Here is a 14,751-nt window from a genome sequence, read left to right on the forward strand (position 1 = left end):
TTTACAAACAGGATGTTCTGGTCATGTGTTATGGGCTTACAACCGTGAACACCTCAACTATATTAAGGATTATATTGACGCGAAGATTCGGACGAGCGAGGGAACGAACCGTAGTCTCGAAAGTCGATTACCCGCTTGGATGAAAAGCAAGCAGAACCGTAAAGACGTGTTACGAACGATTGAAAAATTAGAACTTATGATAGGAGGTTCAACAGCTTGAATCGACGAGAAGAACTTCAATACATAGAGAGACAACAATTGACATCGGTGATGAACGAGACAAAATGGAAGCGTCTCAATCGAGCTGTCTCTGAAGAGTTGACTTATGCGCCGCCATATCAAATAAAATACTTAGGGGAAGATACGTTGTTTCCTAGCGACTCGTTGTCCGAGTATGAAATATTGTGGGGAGAGTGGGATGAAATCTGGCTGGAGTCCCCTTTACGGTCCATCGAATGGATTCGTTTGCGACCAAGCGTACTGCTCTATAAGGGAGTGATTCTTGACCCAGATGTTTGTGATCTGTCCACTGAACTCATTTCGATTTTGGAAAGAGAAAAAATTCCGTTCATCTTGGAAAGTGAGACAATTCAGATTTTCGGTTATGTCCGGAATACCGGAATCTTTGAATCGAAATAAGATATATAACGGAATCACGTATTTTTCATGCAGCTTTTGTCGTTAAAGATGGAAGAGTCGGGTATGCTAAAAAAGAGAATGAATCATAGAAAGGAAGGATTTACATGACACGTATTCCGCATAAAGATGATATTGACCCGAAAGATATCACTCGCATCGCCGTCATCGGTGCCGGTTGGGTCGGGGTCAGTTTCGCCTATCAATTATCCACGGCTGCGCTTTGCGAGGAGCTCGTCCTGATCGACTCGAATCATGCCAAGGCAGAAGGAGAGGCGATGGACCTCAATCATGGGATCTCATTCGCCCCGACACCGGTCCGGATTTGGGCAGGCGACTACTCGGATTGTAAAGACGCAGATATCGTTGTCATCACGGCAGGAGCCGCACAAAAACTTGGGCAGACACGGATGGACCTCGTCGAGCAAAACGCCAAGGTCGTCCGCACCGTGACCGAAGATTTGATGAAAAGCGGGTTCGACGGCATTTTAGTCGTCGCGACGAACCCGGTCGATGTGATGGCACACGTCGCGTGGAAAGCATCGGGTTTACCAAAAGAACGCGTCATTGGTTCAGGGACGGTCCTCGATACAGCACGACTCCGTTACAAACTTGGAGACTATTTCGAACTATCGCCACGAAACTGCCACGCCTACTATATGGGGGAACATGGGGATACGGGCTTTGTCGCATGGAACAACGCACGCATCTATGGGAAGAGTATCGATGAACTATTAGCAGAGAGCGAGAAATATCAGTTCGAAGACTTAGAAGCGATCTATGCGGACGTACGCGACGCTGCTTACCAGATCATCGAGCATAAGAACGCCGCCTATTATGCGATTGGGGTAGGCTTGCTTCGCATCATCCGGGCCATCGTCCGAAATGAAAACTCCGTCGTGACGATTGGCGCTCACCTAGACGGCGAGTACGGGGCGAGTGACGTGCATATCGGCGTACCGGCCTTGATTGACCGGAGCGGCATTCGTAAGATCATCGAGATTGAATTGACGAACGAAGAACAACAGAAGTTTGACGCCTCGGTACAAACGATCAAAGCAGGGATTGAGAATGTCGAGCCCGCATCCTAATAAAGATCCGACTGCTTAGGCAGTCGGATTGTTGGTTAAGACGCCTCTTCTTCGGCGATATCTTTCTTATAATACTTCTCGGATGTGAAGAATTCGGTCGTCAATCGTTTCACTTCACCACTTAGAAGCAAGACGGCAATCATGTTCGGGATAAGAATCATCGCTAGCATCAAGTCGAGGAAGTTCCAAATCATTTGGGCGCCTCCGATTGCACCGATGACAATCGAGACGATATAAACGGCCTTCATGATTTTTCCTGCCGTCAAACCGAATAAGTACTCGGCTTGTCGCGAGCCGTAAAAGATGATGACGATAATGGTCGAGAGGACGAAGAAGATGAGCGAGATGGTGACGAGTAAGCTTCCCGTGTAACCGAAGTATTCATTGAAAGCAATCGTCGTCAACGCTGCTGGGTCATCCATCGCTCCGTCTGCCGTCCAGACACCTGAAGACAAGACGACGAACGCGGTCGTGCTACAAATGATGAGCGTATCGATGACGATCCCGATGACGGCCCAGAACCCTTGGCGCACCGGATGGTCCGTCTGTGCCGCGGCGTGGGCAATCGGTGCCGTTCCAAGACCGGCTTCATTTGAATAGAGTCCACGGGCGAAGCCCCAACGAATCGTCTCAGCAACGGCGGCACCGGCAAACCCACCGAACGCGGCCATCGGCTCGAATGCATAAGAAAAGATGAGACTGAGAACGTTTGGAATCTCAGAGAAGTTCATCAAGACGATGACGAGTCCGGCTCCGACATAGACGAGTGCCATGCCAGGGACGACGATCTCCGTGACTTTCGCGATGCGCTTCAGTCCACCAAAGACTATGATGCCCACAAGAATAGCGACGACAATCCCCGTGATGAGCGTGTTCCCATTGAACGTCTCACGGACTGCCGAGCTGACAGCGTTTCCTTGTACCATGATACTCGGAATGAGTTCGATCATGAGGGCGAAGGCGAACCACGTCGCGAGCCACCTCCAACGAAGTCCTTTTGATATGTAGTAGACCGGTCCCCCGACAAATTCGCCGGCATCATTCTTCTCACGATAGTGCACGGCCAGTACGCTCTCTGAGAACTTGATGGCCATGCCGATGATAGCGATGACCCACATCCAGAAGATGGCACCCGGTCCCCCGAACATAATCGCTGCAGGTACACCGATGATGTTCGCGGCCCCGACTGTTGAAGAGAGGGCTGACGTCAACGCTTGTCTCGGACTGATGTCGCCTTCACCTTTCGGCTTTTTGAAAATGCTGCCGAATGTTTGCTTGAATATGTAGATGGGGTAACGAAACTGAAAGAAACCGAGCTTGATGGTGAGGAAGATACCGGATAAAACGAGTAACGAGATAATCGGTACGCCCCAAAGCCAGTCGGAAACGTTCGTGACAAGAGTAATAAATTCATTCATACAACCACTCCAATTCCATTATTTTACTTAAATACTGTTTCCTAAAGTAAGGACCTCTAAACATCTTTGACAAAATAAAGGAGGAAAATAGAATGAGAGTTGCTAAACGTTTGATTGTATCTGGACGTGTCCAAGGCGTGGGGTTTCGATATTTTTCACAGGAGACCGCGCAACGATTCGGCATCAAAGGATGGGTTCGCAATCTAAGTGACGGGACAGTCGAACTTCATGTCGAAGGAACGGCGAATGAGGTAGATGCTTTCCAGCAGGCGTTGAAAGATGGCAATCGCTTTGTCGGTGTCGAACGAATCGAAGAGACGGAAGCGAACGATCAGGAATTTCGCTCGTTCGACATACGCTATTAACCGCTTACATCTCCCTGCATATGAAAGGGAGATTTTTTTGTGAAATCTACATTTCAAAAAATTAAACCTCGAATTTTGGAGATAGGGTGGTCAAACGATAGGAAGTGTGTATAATGAAATAGACCAAGCGATATATTGTCAGAAAATTTAGTTATTATTTTTTTGTTAAGTCGTTCGGAATATCAAGTGTATGGAGGTAGTTGTATGAAAAAATCGACATTGTTCCCGTTAGCGTTTACGATTTTTGCTTTATTCTTTGGGGCCGGGAACTTACTGTTCCCACCAGAGCTCGGCGCCTTGGCGGGGGAAAACCTCGTACCGGCGATGATCGGGTTCGTCATTACGGGTGTCGGTTTACCGCTTCTTGCTTTGTTCGCAGTCGCTCGGGTCGGCGGTGGGACAGACCAAATTGCTCGTTATATTCCAAAGCGTCTCGCGCTTATCTTGACAGGATTGATGTATGTAGCCATCGGACCATTCTTCGGAATTCCGCGTACGGCTGCCGTCACGTATGAAATGGGACTCGTCCCGTTTCTCGATGCTCCCTCTACTTTGACACTCGCGATGAGTTCGACCGTCTTTTTCGGGTTGACGTTCTTCTTGACGCTTCGTGCTCAAAAGTTGATTGAAGTCATCGGGCGCATCATCACACCAATCCTCTTGTTCTTGCTTGTAGCGATTGGAATCACAAACCTCATCTCGCCTCTCGGGGAACCGGGAGCTCCAGCGGAAGGATTTGAGACATGGGTGGGTGCACTCGGCCAAGGTTTCCAACAAGGCTATTTGACAATGGATGTATTCGGGGCCCTCGTCTTTGGGGCAATTGTCCTCGTCACGTTGAAAGCTAATGGATTGAGTGACCAAAAAGAAGCGTCTTCGCTTCTTCGCTCTGCAGGCATGGTGGCCGTTACCTGTTTGATGCTCGTCTATATCTCGCTCGCTTCAATCGGTGCGAATATGACAGTCGCAGAAGGAACGACGAGTGGCGCAAGCCTTCTCCAAGCGTTCGCAGGTACGTCTTACGGACAAGTCGGAATGCTCGCACTCGGATTAGCGGTCTTCCTCGCTTGTTTGACGACAGCAGTTGGCCTCATCTCAGAGTTCTCACGCTTCATCAGCAACCAGTTTGATTCTCTCAAATATCATCATGTCGTCATCGCGACAACGTTGTTTGGATTCATGATCTCACTCGTCGGTTTGAGTTCGTTGATTCAAATCGCCGTGCCGCTTCTCACGCTCCTCTATCCGGTCATGATCGCACTCGTGCTCGTATCGGTGACGGAACGTCTTCAACGAAACCCTGGTGTGGCGATGAAAGCGACAATTTATACGGCGCTCGTTCTCTCGTTCTTTGAAACGTGGAACGGCATCCAGCCTTCTGCGGTTACTTCTTGGATTGGAAACTTACCAATGGCGGATATCGGACTTGCCTGGGCAGTTCCGACGATGATCGTCTATGCGATCACGCTTCTTCTTCCGAAGGGAACGTCACAAGAATCACTCGCTCAATCACGCATCTCATAAGTCTCGCCCATCCTTTGGTCAAGGATGGGTTTTTTCTGTCTTAATTGTTTGCCTGGATGTGAACTCAAACAGTAAAATGGAAAGATGAAAAGGGAGTGACATGCGTTGACGACAAAACAAAAAAATCAATTGGCGATTCTCATGTTGAACATGTTTATCGCCGTCGCCGGGTTTGGGATTATCATCCCGATTATTCCGGATTACTTAAAGATGATTGGCGAGGGAGGGACAGCCGCCGGACTCATGATTTCCGTATTTGCGGGTGCCCAGCTCGTCATGTCACCGATTGCCGGGAAATGGGCAGACGTCTACGGGCGCCGACTCATGATCATTCTCGGTCTGATTGGATTCACCATCTCGATGGGAGTCTTCTATCTATCAGATAATTTGACGATTCTTCTCATCTCTCGTGCCATCGGGGGTGTTGGTGCAGCGCTTTTGATTCCTGCCATCTTCGCTTATGTGGCAGATATCACGACACTCGAGCAACGAGCTCGAGGGAACAGTTATATTTCCGCGGCAATGTCGCTTGGAATTGTGGTCGGACCAGGGATTGGGGGCTTTTTTGCTGAATTCGGCTTGAAGACACCGTTGCTCGTTTCAGCGATTGTATCGTTCGTCGCTGTCATTTCGTCTGTACTCCTTCTTAAGGAGCCGGACCGTGCTCCGTACGTGGCACCAAAAATAAAAGAATCTTTACCGACACAGCTGGTCATGTCGACGCGAAAACCATACTTCTTCGTATTGGTCATCAACCTCGTCATGGCGTTTGGTCTGATGGCGTATGAATCGGTACTCGGACTCTATGTCAGCGAGATGTTCAGTGCGACACCACAGGAAATTGCCATCATGGTAACCGGAACAGGGATTGTGAGTGTTATCGTTCAATTGTTTGCGGTGGACCGTCTCGTCGAATGGTTGGGTGAGACCAAGGTCGTACTTGCTTTCATCGCGCTCGCCTCATTCGGCTTCTTGTTATCTTTGTTCGCTGGTACGTATATGCTCTTCTTCGCAGTGACACTCGTGATTTTCTTATCGACATCTATTTTACGACCGGTGTTGAACACGCTCGTGTCGAAACTTGCAGGAAACGAGCAAGGTCTTGCCATGGGGATGAACAACGCTTATATGAGTATTGGGAATATTTTAGGGCCGACATTGGCGGGAATCGCCTTTGATATTGATATGCGCTATCCGTTCATGATGGGACTCGTCCTATTGCTCGTCACATACATGGGCACATGGAACTGGTCGAAACGGAAAGCGGCCGCCATTTCAGAATCGTAAAGGAGGACGCTATGATCTATGTAGGTGTGACCGGATGGGGTGACCACGATTTGCTGTATACGACCCCAGAAGAACGAAAACATAAATTATCGACATATGCGGGACATTTTCCGACTGTTGAAGTCGACTCGACCTTCTATGCGATTCAACCGGTGAAAAATTTCGAAAAATGGGATGGGGAAACACCGGATCATTTTCAATTCGTTGTGAAAGTTTCCAGGGAAATGAGCGGACATGATCGTGAGCCGAAAACGCCTTTGATTGAACTGTTTGAGCGTTATCGCGTCTCGGCCGATCCGTTAAAACGAGCGGGGAAATTAAGGGCTGTGCTCGTTCAATTGCCGCCGTGGTTCGATGTGTCAAAGCCACACCTGGATTATTTGAGAACGCTTCGTGCCGAGCTGTCAGATTACGAGATTGCCATCGAGTTTCGCAATCCGACCTGGTTCTCAGAAGCGTTCCGGGACCGGACGCTTCAATTTTTGAAGGAGCAGCGGTTCATCAACACGATTTGCGATGAACCGCAAACGAAAGAGAGCAGCATCCCGTTCGTACCGGTCGTGACACATCCTGATGTTGCGGTCGTTCGATTGCATGGACGCAATACGTCAGGATGGCTCAAAAAACCTGGAATGACGAGTCAAGAATGGCGGCATGTTCGCTGTCTGTACCGGTATAGCGAGGAAGAATTGCAAGAATTGGCGACCTCACTTCGTGAGATTGACCGTGAAGCGAAAGATGTGTATGTATACTTTAACAACAACTCGGCCGGGGATGCGGCACCGAATGCGAAGCGACTCATTGAGATCCTTGGCCTCGAGTATGAACTCGCACCGAGACAAATCAGTTTGTTTTAGAAGGAAGGGATGGCCATGACGACACTGACTATTTTTCATTACAACGATCTTCATTCAAAGTTCGACCAATGGCCGAAACTTGTTTCATTTCTAGAAGAACATCGGACGGACGACACGCTGTACTTTGATTTAGGGGATCATGCCGACCGTACCCATCCGGCGACGGAAGTGACACGTGGGAAGTTGAATGTTCGTTTGCTCGAGCGACTTCGTCCGACAGCCGTCACCATCGGGAACAACGAAGGGATTACCTTTCCTCATGATTGGCTGGCCGAACTGTATGACGAAGCGACATTTCCCATCTTACTTGGGAATGTATATGAAGCAGACGGGTCACGACCGAATTGGGTCGATGAGACGCTCGTTCTTGAGAAAGATGGTTTCCAGATCGGCCTGTTTGGTGTGACCGCTCCATATGAAGAGTTATACCCAGAGCTTGGCTGGCAGATTGAATCGCCTTACGATGCGGCGGAGCGAGCGTTGAAACAGTTGGCGCATTGTGATGTCATCATCGCGCTCAGTCACCTTGGGTTCTTTGGAGACGAGCGATTAGCTGAAATGTTTCCTGAAATCGATGTGATTCTCGGTGCGCATACACATCATGTCTTAGATGAAGGCGTGATAACGAACGGTGTGTTGATTGCACAGGCCGGAAAATATGGGAAGTACGTCGGTGAAGTCACACTGACGCTTGGCGAGTCAGGAATCGTATCGAAAGAAGCGCGCCTTCACGAACTGTCTCAGCAATCGGATAGTCCAGACACGTTGACTTTGTTGCGCACAGAAGGGGCAGATGCCGAACGCCTTCTTGATGTCACGATTGCAGAGACGGATGGATACGCCTCCGATTGGTTCGGACCTTCTCCACTTGGTGACCTGCTCGTTGAAGGCATGGTCGAATGGTGTGCGGCGGATGTGGGAATCATCCCATCTGGGGTTGTGCTAGAAGGCCTTGCACCGGGTGGGGTGACGCTCAACATGTTGCATCGGATCTGTCCGCATCCAATCAACCCTTGTGTGCTGACATTGGACGGGGAGACGTTGGCGCGTTTCCTTCACGATACTAATGAAGAAACGTTCACGAATATGCATGTCAGAGGTCTCGGGTTCAGAGGGACCGTTCTCGGAGAACCGAGTCTCTATCAAATCGAACAACGTGACGGTCAGACTTATGTGATGGGGGAACGATTGGATTTAAATCGGACATATCGTGTCGCAACGGTCGATATGTTGACATTCGGTCCGCTTCTTCCTTATTTGGCAGACCAACCGAAGCGATATTTCATGCCCGAACTTCTGCGGGATGTATTACGAGAAACAATCGTCGCCCGTCATGAAGTGATTCGAAAAGGATAGAGCGCATCGACGGGGGCATGCTATGATAACAGAGTGGAGGTGGGAGCGATGATTCGAGTGAATCGCCACGGATATACCGTCTTGGAAGAAAAACGGGACGGGTTCGATGAAGAGGCGTTTATCGCACGATATAGTGACGTGCTAGATAAGTACGATTACATCGTCGGTGATTGGGGGCATGGTCAGTTGCGATTGAAGGGATTCTATGAACCGCAATCTAAATTGGCGACCTATGAGAACCGAATTGATCACGTGATGGACTACGTATACGAATATTGCAACTTTGGATGTCCTTATTTCGTTTTGAAAAAAGAAACGGAAATCAACGAAGAAGAGAGTGGACCCGTCTTTGGGGGAACGAAGCAAAAACTGAAGTTGAAGCGTAAGTTTAACAAGACCGATGAATCAAAAGTGTGAAGTGCTGAGCCGTCAGCACTTTTTTTATTACATTTGATTTCCAAATATTTCGTTTAGGTAAAAAGTCGTGACTTCCGGTTTTGAGGTTGGAAAAATGTGATAAATTGTCATTAAGGATAGTTTCGTCGTTTTTTGGTTTTGATAGTGAGGTGATTTGGATGCAACATGTACAAACGACCGTCGGGGATCGGGATGACGTCCATAATCGAATTCATAACTTCGGACTCGGGATATTGGCCATGTTCTTTTTTGGTTTCCATATCATGATGACCTTTTATTTTACGGCGGCAGTCATTCTATTTGAACTCGTTCATGTGTTGATCATCCGTCGCTTTGAATATGGCCATTCGTTCTTGCGAGGCCGTGTCTTCAAAGTCACATCTCACCTTGTGTTATCACTCGGGGTGCTGTTGTTGATCTTGTCCATGTCTCAGTTCTTTTTAGGCAATGTGATGATTCGCTAAGCGGAAAGGAAAAATTCCTTTCCCTTTTTTTATGTTTTTTGAAACGTATGGTCACCTTTTCACGTACACTAATAGAAAGACTACGAAAAAGGATGGATTACTATGAGATCTGAATGGAAACAACATGCACGACACGCCTTGAAAGGAAAATGGTGGTTGATGGCCGGATTGGCACTCTTGTTCGTCATCATCAACGGGATTCCCCAGTCGCTCGCGCCTGAGATTGATCCGAATTCGACAGCGCCCCTTACATCGACAGACGCCACGTTAAGTCTTGTGTCGACCGTTCTTCAAATCTTGATTGCACCACTCACCATCGGTTGGTCATGGCTCGCACTCGGCGTATCACGTGAAAAGGGTGCCTCGCTCTCGACAATGTTCAAACCGTTCCAAACACGTTACTTCAAACATGTCATCACGTCTTTTGTCATGAGCCTCTTTATCGTGTTGTGGACCTTGTTGTTGATTGTACCGGGAATCATCAAAGCCTTCTCGTACTCACTCACACCGTACATTTTGCGCGACCAGCCTGAACTTTCGGCACTCGAGTCGATCACAGAATCACGTCGTCTCATGGATGGGCACAAGATGGAAGCCTTCATGCTCGTCTTGTCCTTCTTTGGTTGGTTCCTCGTCGGGATCTTGACGCTCGGGATCGGATTCTTCTTCATCGGACCTTACTTCTCGACGACGTACGCGACGTTCTACGATTCGATTCAAGACAAGCAAGTTGATTCGAATGAGCCAGTGCACGGAACAGAACAAGGATTTTAAAGAAACAAACGCCTCGCTCAAGTGATTGAGCAAGGCGTTTTTGATTAGGCGTTGACTTCAGTTTTTTGTAAGTATGGTTTCAACGACAAGTGGTGTTCGGCCACGACTTTACGAATCGTACGTGTCTTTGAGCGCATGACGAGTGATGTCGTCTCGACGATATCATCTGTTAAGAATTTGACGCCATCGAGCAACTCACCTGACGTGACACCTGTTGCGGCGAAGATACAGTCATCACTCTTGACGAGGTCGTCGAGCGTGAGGAGTTGGAGCGGATCAACAATACCCATCGAGATGACGCGTGCAGATTCTTCTTCATTCATCGGGTGAAGACGGGCCTGCATGTCTCCGCCAAGCGCTTTGACAGCTGCAGCCGTGATGACGCCTTCAGGAGCACCGCCTGTACTGATGAAAATATCAATCGGATTTGTTTTGACGGCAGCTGCGATTCCGGCCGAGACATCGCCATCCTCAAACAATTTGACGCGTGCGCCGACGTTCATGACGGCTTGGCGAAGGTGTTCGTGGCGATCGCGGTCTTGCATGATCACCGTCACTTCTTCAATGCGTTTATTGTTATATTTTGCTGCTTTTTCGATGATCGACTCGAGTGGTTCATCGAGCGAGACTTTTCCTTTTAAGTTCGGCCCAACGACGAGCTTATCCATGTACATATCTGGTGCGTGGAGGAGGGCACCTTCATCCGCAACAGCGATGACGACCATCGCATCTCCGAGTCCTTTTGCGACAATGGATGTACCTTCGAGCGGATCAACGGCGATGTCGACTTTCGGACCGAACGTCGTACCGAGTTTTTCCCCAATGTAGAGCATCGGTGCCTCATCGAGTTCACCTTCGCCGATCACGACCGTCGCATCCATGTTCACTGTTCCGAGAACTTCGCGCATCGCTGACGTAGCTGCGTCATCGGCTTCATTCTTTTGCCCGCGTCCGATCCATTTCGATGATGCGAGTGCTGCGGCTTCCGTTGCTCGTACGATTTCTAATGCTAATTCACGTTCCATAGTGTTGTACCCTCCACGTTATCTCTATTAAATGTGTTATACTTTTTACGGCTTAAATCCGTTGATTAGTGTATCACAATTTTATAAATGATGTAAATAGGACAGATTCTTTTCTCCTGACCGAAAAAGCATTAGTATTAACAGCAGGGGGGATCATCATGTATTTTGTGAATAGAGAGAAGATTAATCAGACACTGGAACAAATGGAAACGATGTTAGCGCACACCGATCAATTGAGCGGGGATGCGTTCACAGTAGAACTTGCAAAACAACGAATGGCTGTCCTCCTGATGGAAGGGGTCATCGACGTAGGGAACTCGATGATTGACGGATTCATCATGCGAGACCCAGGTAGCTATGAAGATATTGTCGACATTCTACTCGATGAACGCGTGCTCGATGAGAAGACGGGGAAGGCCGCCAAGGCGCTCGTCGGATTGCGTGCTTACTATGTCCGTGAGTTCGTCGATGCAGACGCGTCACGCTTTGATGAATGGGTGAAGACGTCAAAACAAGACTTCACAGCGTTCTCGACGCAAGTTCGTCGCTACTTAGAGGTCGAACTTGGACCGGTGTCCGCATTCTTACCAGAAAGCGAGTGATTGGATGGAACCGATAAAAGGATATTTATTTGATTTGGATGGTACGATGTATGCCGGAACAGAGCCCGTCCAAGCGGCAGTTGAATTCGTCAACGAGTTAGAAGCGATGGGCGTGCCATACTTATTCGTCACGAATAACGCCTCGATGACACAACAGCAAATTGCAGATAAGTTGATTTCAATGGGGGCAAATGTGAAGGCAGAAAACGTGTTGACGAGTGCCATGGCGACGGCTTTTTATATTGAGAAGATGTCTCCGGGGGCAAGCGTTTATATGATTGGCGAAGACGGACTCCGCCTCGCCCTAGAATCTCGTGGGTTCCACGTCACGGACGAACCGAAAGCAGACTATGTGGTCATCGGTCTAGACCGTCACATCACGTATGAGAAGTTAGCGCGAGGGGCAATCGCCATTCGTTCAGGAGCCCGATTCATTTCGACGAATGGGGATATCGCCATTCCGACAGAACGTGGGTTCTTACCGGGGAATGGATCGCTCACATCCGTGTTGACGGTGACGACCGAGAAAGAACCGTTCTTCATTGGGAAGCCGGAACCGGTCATGATTGACATCGCACTCGACATGATTGGATTGACGAAAGAAGATGTCGTGATGGTAGGGGATAACTATCATACGGATATTCTGTTCGGAATCAACGGGGGAATCCGTACACTTCACGTCAACTCAGGTGTACACGGTCCAGCCTTTGTTCAGGAGCAAGAAAAACTCCCGACTTATATGGTCGAGAGTTTAGATGAATGGAGGCATGAAAAAAAGGGATGACGAATGTCTCCCTTTTTGTTTAGAATACTTGTTCTACTTCGACGATGCCTGGTACTTCTTCGATGAGCGCGCGCTCAATACCGGCTTTTAGCGTGATTGTTGAAGACGGGCAGCTGCCGCAAGCACCCATCAAACGGAGCTTGACGATGCCTTCTTCGACATCAACGAGTTCGACGTCTCCGCCGTCACGAAGCAAGAACGGACGCAATTTATCGAGCACTTCTTGGACTTGATCAAACATTTCCATGGTATCTACCCCTTTCTCGTTCTACTTTATTCTAGCAAGTTTGAGAGTGTTTCTCAATCATTTACGCTGAGCGTTTCGTCATCGGGAGTGGGTAAGATTTTTGTATAATGGTTTCGAGGGGGAATGAAGATGAAAATTACAGTGTATGGGGCAGAAGTTCAATGTGCCAGCTGCGTCGGTGCACCGAGTTCGACTGAGACGTATGAATGGTTGCAAAATGCGCTGGGACGCAAGTATCCGGAACAGTCCTTTTCTTTCGAGTATATCGATTTCGAACAGAGTGAGGACGAGTTTGCGCAGGCACTTAAAGACGATGAATGGTTTTATCCGCTCGTCTTGCTCGATGGGGAAGTGATTGACGAAGGGGTCGTTCAGTTACGAAAAGTATATGCGGCGATTGAGGCGAAACAAGGATCCGTCAATCATATAGAATAGTGAGCAGGTGGACGAACCATGCGGTTGCAAGGTTCGTTTTTTTGTTTACCTATAATTCAGAAAAAGATTTTACAACTTTTGTCTACCGGGCTAAGCTGAACATAACTTGTATAACATTTATAATACTTTGAAAATTAAAATGAATCCATTACTGAAGGAGGACTGTTCAATGTTTGCCCGAAAACGAAATATGCCGATCCATTTAGACACCTCGTCCCAAATGGAGCACTTGCTGATTGATTTACCAAGTGGGTTGGAACGACAACGTCAGTTGATTCGTCTCGAACGTGAGGATTTAGCTTATTTACGTGCGTATCAACAGGAATTACGTCAATTGACACCTCGGTTGGTTGATGTGTTTTATGAAGAGCTCGAAAAGATCGACGAGATGAGAGAGTTGATTCGGCAACATTCGTCATCGGACAAACTAAAACTCACTCTTTCTAACCATATAATGGAGATGTTTGAAGGGAAGTTGAATGAAGCATATATCAATCGACGTCTCGCCATCGCCAAACGGCATTATCTGATCGGTCTGAAAGGGAAATGGTATATGGCGGCCTTCCAAAAAATATTCGAGACGCTCGTCTTATCGATTCAACATGAGCAGCTCGATGCGGACTCGAAAATGAGGTTGATGATGGCCGTCTCAAAAATCTTTAACTTCGAGCAACAAATCGTGCTCGAGATGTTTGACGATGAAGCGGACGTCGTCCGCGACCAGATGCAACATGTGAAAGATGAAATCAGTCAGACGATTCAGCAGGCGAGTGAAGATTTGGCCGCCCTCTCCCAAGAAGTCATGGCCAGTTTTCAGTCGATGAATGAGCGGGCAGATGACATGAAGCATTCGAGTTCACTCACACAGACGAAGCTTCGGACGGTACTTCACTCTTCGGTGAGCGGAAAAGATACGATTTTATCAGAGACGGGACGACTTGACGAAATCGCGCGTGACCTATCCGACTCGGCCCAAGAAATCAAGGCACTCGAAATATTGATGAATGAGATCATGACGATTGCGGATTCGGTGAAGCAAATTGCCAACCAGACGAACTTGCTGAGTTTGAATGCGGCCATCGAAGCAGCACGGGCAGGCGAACAAGGGAAAGGGTTCCAAGTCGTCGCATCAGAAGTACGAACGCTCGCGAGTCAATCGAAACAAGCGGCGGAAGAGGTGGAGGATTTGGTGAAGCGTCTCACGAATCAGATGGAAGAGACATCGAGCCGTGTCTTATCGACCGAGCAAGAGATGAAGCAGACAATGGGACGGATCAATCAAGTGACGGATGCCTTCCTCCAGATCTCTGGTGACTCGGAGCATGCTGACGGACAGATGGGGAGCCTCGCCGGTGATATCGATGAGATCGTGGAATCCATTGCCGAACTCAAGCGTGCCACGACCCAGATTGCGACGTCTTCGACACAGCTGATGGATACCGCGCAACGATTATAAGTAGGCAAACTAT

The 14,751-nt window shown here is 48.4% G+C and carries 18 protein-coding genes; 15 read left to right on the forward strand and 3 right to left on the reverse strand.

Annotation, left to right across the window (positions count from 1 at the left end; all coding sequences use genetic code 11):
- The first annotated feature begins 25 nt into the window (after positions 1-25).
- From KNO70_RS03770 to KNO70_RS03780, 3 genes are all read left to right on the forward strand, one after another.
- Positions 26-220, forward strand: a complete 195-nt coding sequence (locus tag KNO70_RS03770; RefSeq protein ID WP_214811258.1) for a hypothetical protein — start codon at positions 26-28, stop codon at positions 218-220.
- Entirely contained in the window at positions 217-639 is a 423-nt protein-coding gene (locus tag KNO70_RS03775) for a DUF6678 family protein (protein ID WP_251025524.1), read from the forward strand. The genes KNO70_RS03770 and KNO70_RS03775 overlap by 4 nt, the downstream gene beginning before the upstream one ends.
- 104 nt (positions 640-743) lie before the next feature.
- Complete coding sequence (locus tag KNO70_RS03780; protein WP_078147269.1) at positions 744-1,727, forward strand: L-lactate dehydrogenase; 984 nt, start codon at positions 744-746, stop codon at positions 1,725-1,727.
- A 35-nt stretch (positions 1,728-1,762) separates the two neighbouring features.
- Here the strand turns inward: KNO70_RS03780 and KNO70_RS03785 are convergent, their stop codons facing one another.
- Positions 1,763-3,145, reverse strand: a complete 1,383-nt coding sequence (locus tag KNO70_RS03785; RefSeq protein ID WP_078147268.1) for an alanine/glycine:cation symporter family protein — start codon at positions 3,143-3,145, stop codon at positions 1,763-1,765.
- A 92-nt stretch (positions 3,146-3,237) separates the two neighbouring features.
- On the opposite strand from KNO70_RS03785, the gene KNO70_RS03790 reads away from it, so the two are divergent.
- The 8 genes from KNO70_RS03790 to KNO70_RS03825 all read left to right on the forward strand — a co-directional run bounded on the left by KNO70_RS03790 (position 3,238) and on the right by KNO70_RS03825 (position 10,189).
- Positions 3,238-3,510: an acylphosphatase gene (locus KNO70_RS03790; protein WP_214683906.1), complete on the forward strand. Its 273-nt coding sequence runs from the start codon at positions 3,238-3,240 to the stop codon at positions 3,508-3,510.
- 204 nt (positions 3,511-3,714) lie between these two features.
- Positions 3,715-5,034 carry a branched-chain amino acid transport system II carrier protein gene (brnQ, locus tag KNO70_RS03795; protein ID WP_214683908.1) on the forward strand — a complete coding sequence of 440 codons (1,320 nt, stop codon included), beginning with the start codon at positions 3,715-3,717 and terminating at the stop codon, positions 5,032-5,034.
- A 105-nt stretch (positions 5,035-5,139) separates the two neighbouring features.
- Positions 5,140-6,321 carry an MFS transporter gene (locus tag KNO70_RS03800; RefSeq protein ID WP_078147265.1) on the forward strand — a complete coding sequence of 394 codons (1,182 nt, stop codon included), beginning with the start codon at positions 5,140-5,142 and terminating at the stop codon, positions 6,319-6,321.
- A gap of 11 nt (positions 6,322-6,332) precedes the next feature.
- Positions 6,333-7,178, forward strand: coding sequence for a DUF72 domain-containing protein (locus KNO70_RS03805; protein WP_214811261.1), 846 nt, complete (start codon positions 6,333-6,335; stop codon positions 7,176-7,178).
- A gap of 15 nt (positions 7,179-7,193) precedes the next feature.
- Positions 7,194-8,534: a bifunctional metallophosphatase/5'-nucleotidase gene (locus tag KNO70_RS03810; protein ID WP_251030063.1), complete on the forward strand. Its 1,341-nt coding sequence runs from the start codon at positions 7,194-7,196 to the stop codon at positions 8,532-8,534.
- Positions 8,535-8,582: 48 nt separating this feature from the next.
- A complete protein-coding gene (locus KNO70_RS03815; protein WP_078147263.1) occupies positions 8,583-8,951 on the forward strand; it encodes a YutD family protein in 369 nt (122 codons plus the stop codon).
- 158 nt (positions 8,952-9,109) lie between these two features.
- Positions 9,110-9,415, forward strand: coding sequence for a hypothetical protein (locus KNO70_RS03820; protein WP_078147262.1), 306 nt, complete (start codon positions 9,110-9,112; stop codon positions 9,413-9,415).
- Between the two features lie 102 nt (positions 9,416-9,517).
- Complete coding sequence (locus tag KNO70_RS03825; RefSeq protein ID WP_078147261.1) at positions 9,518-10,189, forward strand: DUF975 family protein; 672 nt, start codon at positions 9,518-9,520, stop codon at positions 10,187-10,189.
- A 44-nt stretch (positions 10,190-10,233) separates the two neighbouring features.
- Here the strand turns inward: KNO70_RS03825 and glpX are convergent, their stop codons facing one another.
- On the reverse strand, positions 10,234-11,214 hold the full coding sequence (glpX, locus tag KNO70_RS03830; RefSeq protein ID WP_078147260.1) for a class II fructose-bisphosphatase: 981 nt from the start codon (positions 11,212-11,214) through the stop codon (positions 10,234-10,236).
- A 158-nt stretch (positions 11,215-11,372) separates the two neighbouring features.
- Between glpX and KNO70_RS03835 the strand changes: the two genes are divergently transcribed.
- The gene (locus KNO70_RS03835; protein ID WP_078147259.1) at positions 11,373-11,816 is read left to right on the forward strand and encodes a DUF86 domain-containing protein; all 444 of its coding nucleotides are present in this window, start codon (positions 11,373-11,375) and stop codon (positions 11,814-11,816) included.
- A gap of 4 nt (positions 11,817-11,820) precedes the next feature.
- Positions 11,821-12,600: a TIGR01457 family HAD-type hydrolase gene (locus KNO70_RS03840; protein ID WP_078147258.1), complete on the forward strand. Its 780-nt coding sequence runs from the start codon at positions 11,821-11,823 to the stop codon at positions 12,598-12,600.
- Positions 12,601-12,619: 19 nt separating this feature from the next.
- On the opposite strand, the gene KNO70_RS03845 is transcribed toward KNO70_RS03840, so the two are convergent.
- On the reverse strand, positions 12,620-12,847 hold the full coding sequence (locus KNO70_RS03845; RefSeq protein WP_012726833.1) for a NifU family protein: 228 nt from the start codon (positions 12,845-12,847) through the stop codon (positions 12,620-12,622).
- Positions 12,848-12,976: 129 nt separating this feature from the next.
- Here KNO70_RS03845 and KNO70_RS03850 point away from each other — a divergent pair, with 129 nt between their 5' ends.
- Together KNO70_RS03850 and KNO70_RS03855 are read left to right on the forward strand one after the other, a co-directional pair.
- Positions 12,977-13,282, forward strand: coding sequence for a YuzD family protein (locus tag KNO70_RS03850; RefSeq protein ID WP_078147257.1), 306 nt, complete (start codon positions 12,977-12,979; stop codon positions 13,280-13,282).
- 169 nt (positions 13,283-13,451) lie between these two features.
- Complete coding sequence (locus tag KNO70_RS03855; protein ID WP_214811265.1) at positions 13,452-14,738, forward strand: globin-coupled sensor protein; 1,287 nt, start codon at positions 13,452-13,454, stop codon at positions 14,736-14,738.
- Positions 14,739-14,751 lie beyond the last annotated feature (13 nt).

The organism is Exiguobacterium sp. s181, assembly GCF_018617125.1.
In the GTDB taxonomy this organism is placed as follows: Bacteria; Bacillota; Bacilli; order Exiguobacteriales; family Exiguobacteriaceae; genus Exiguobacterium; species Exiguobacterium profundum.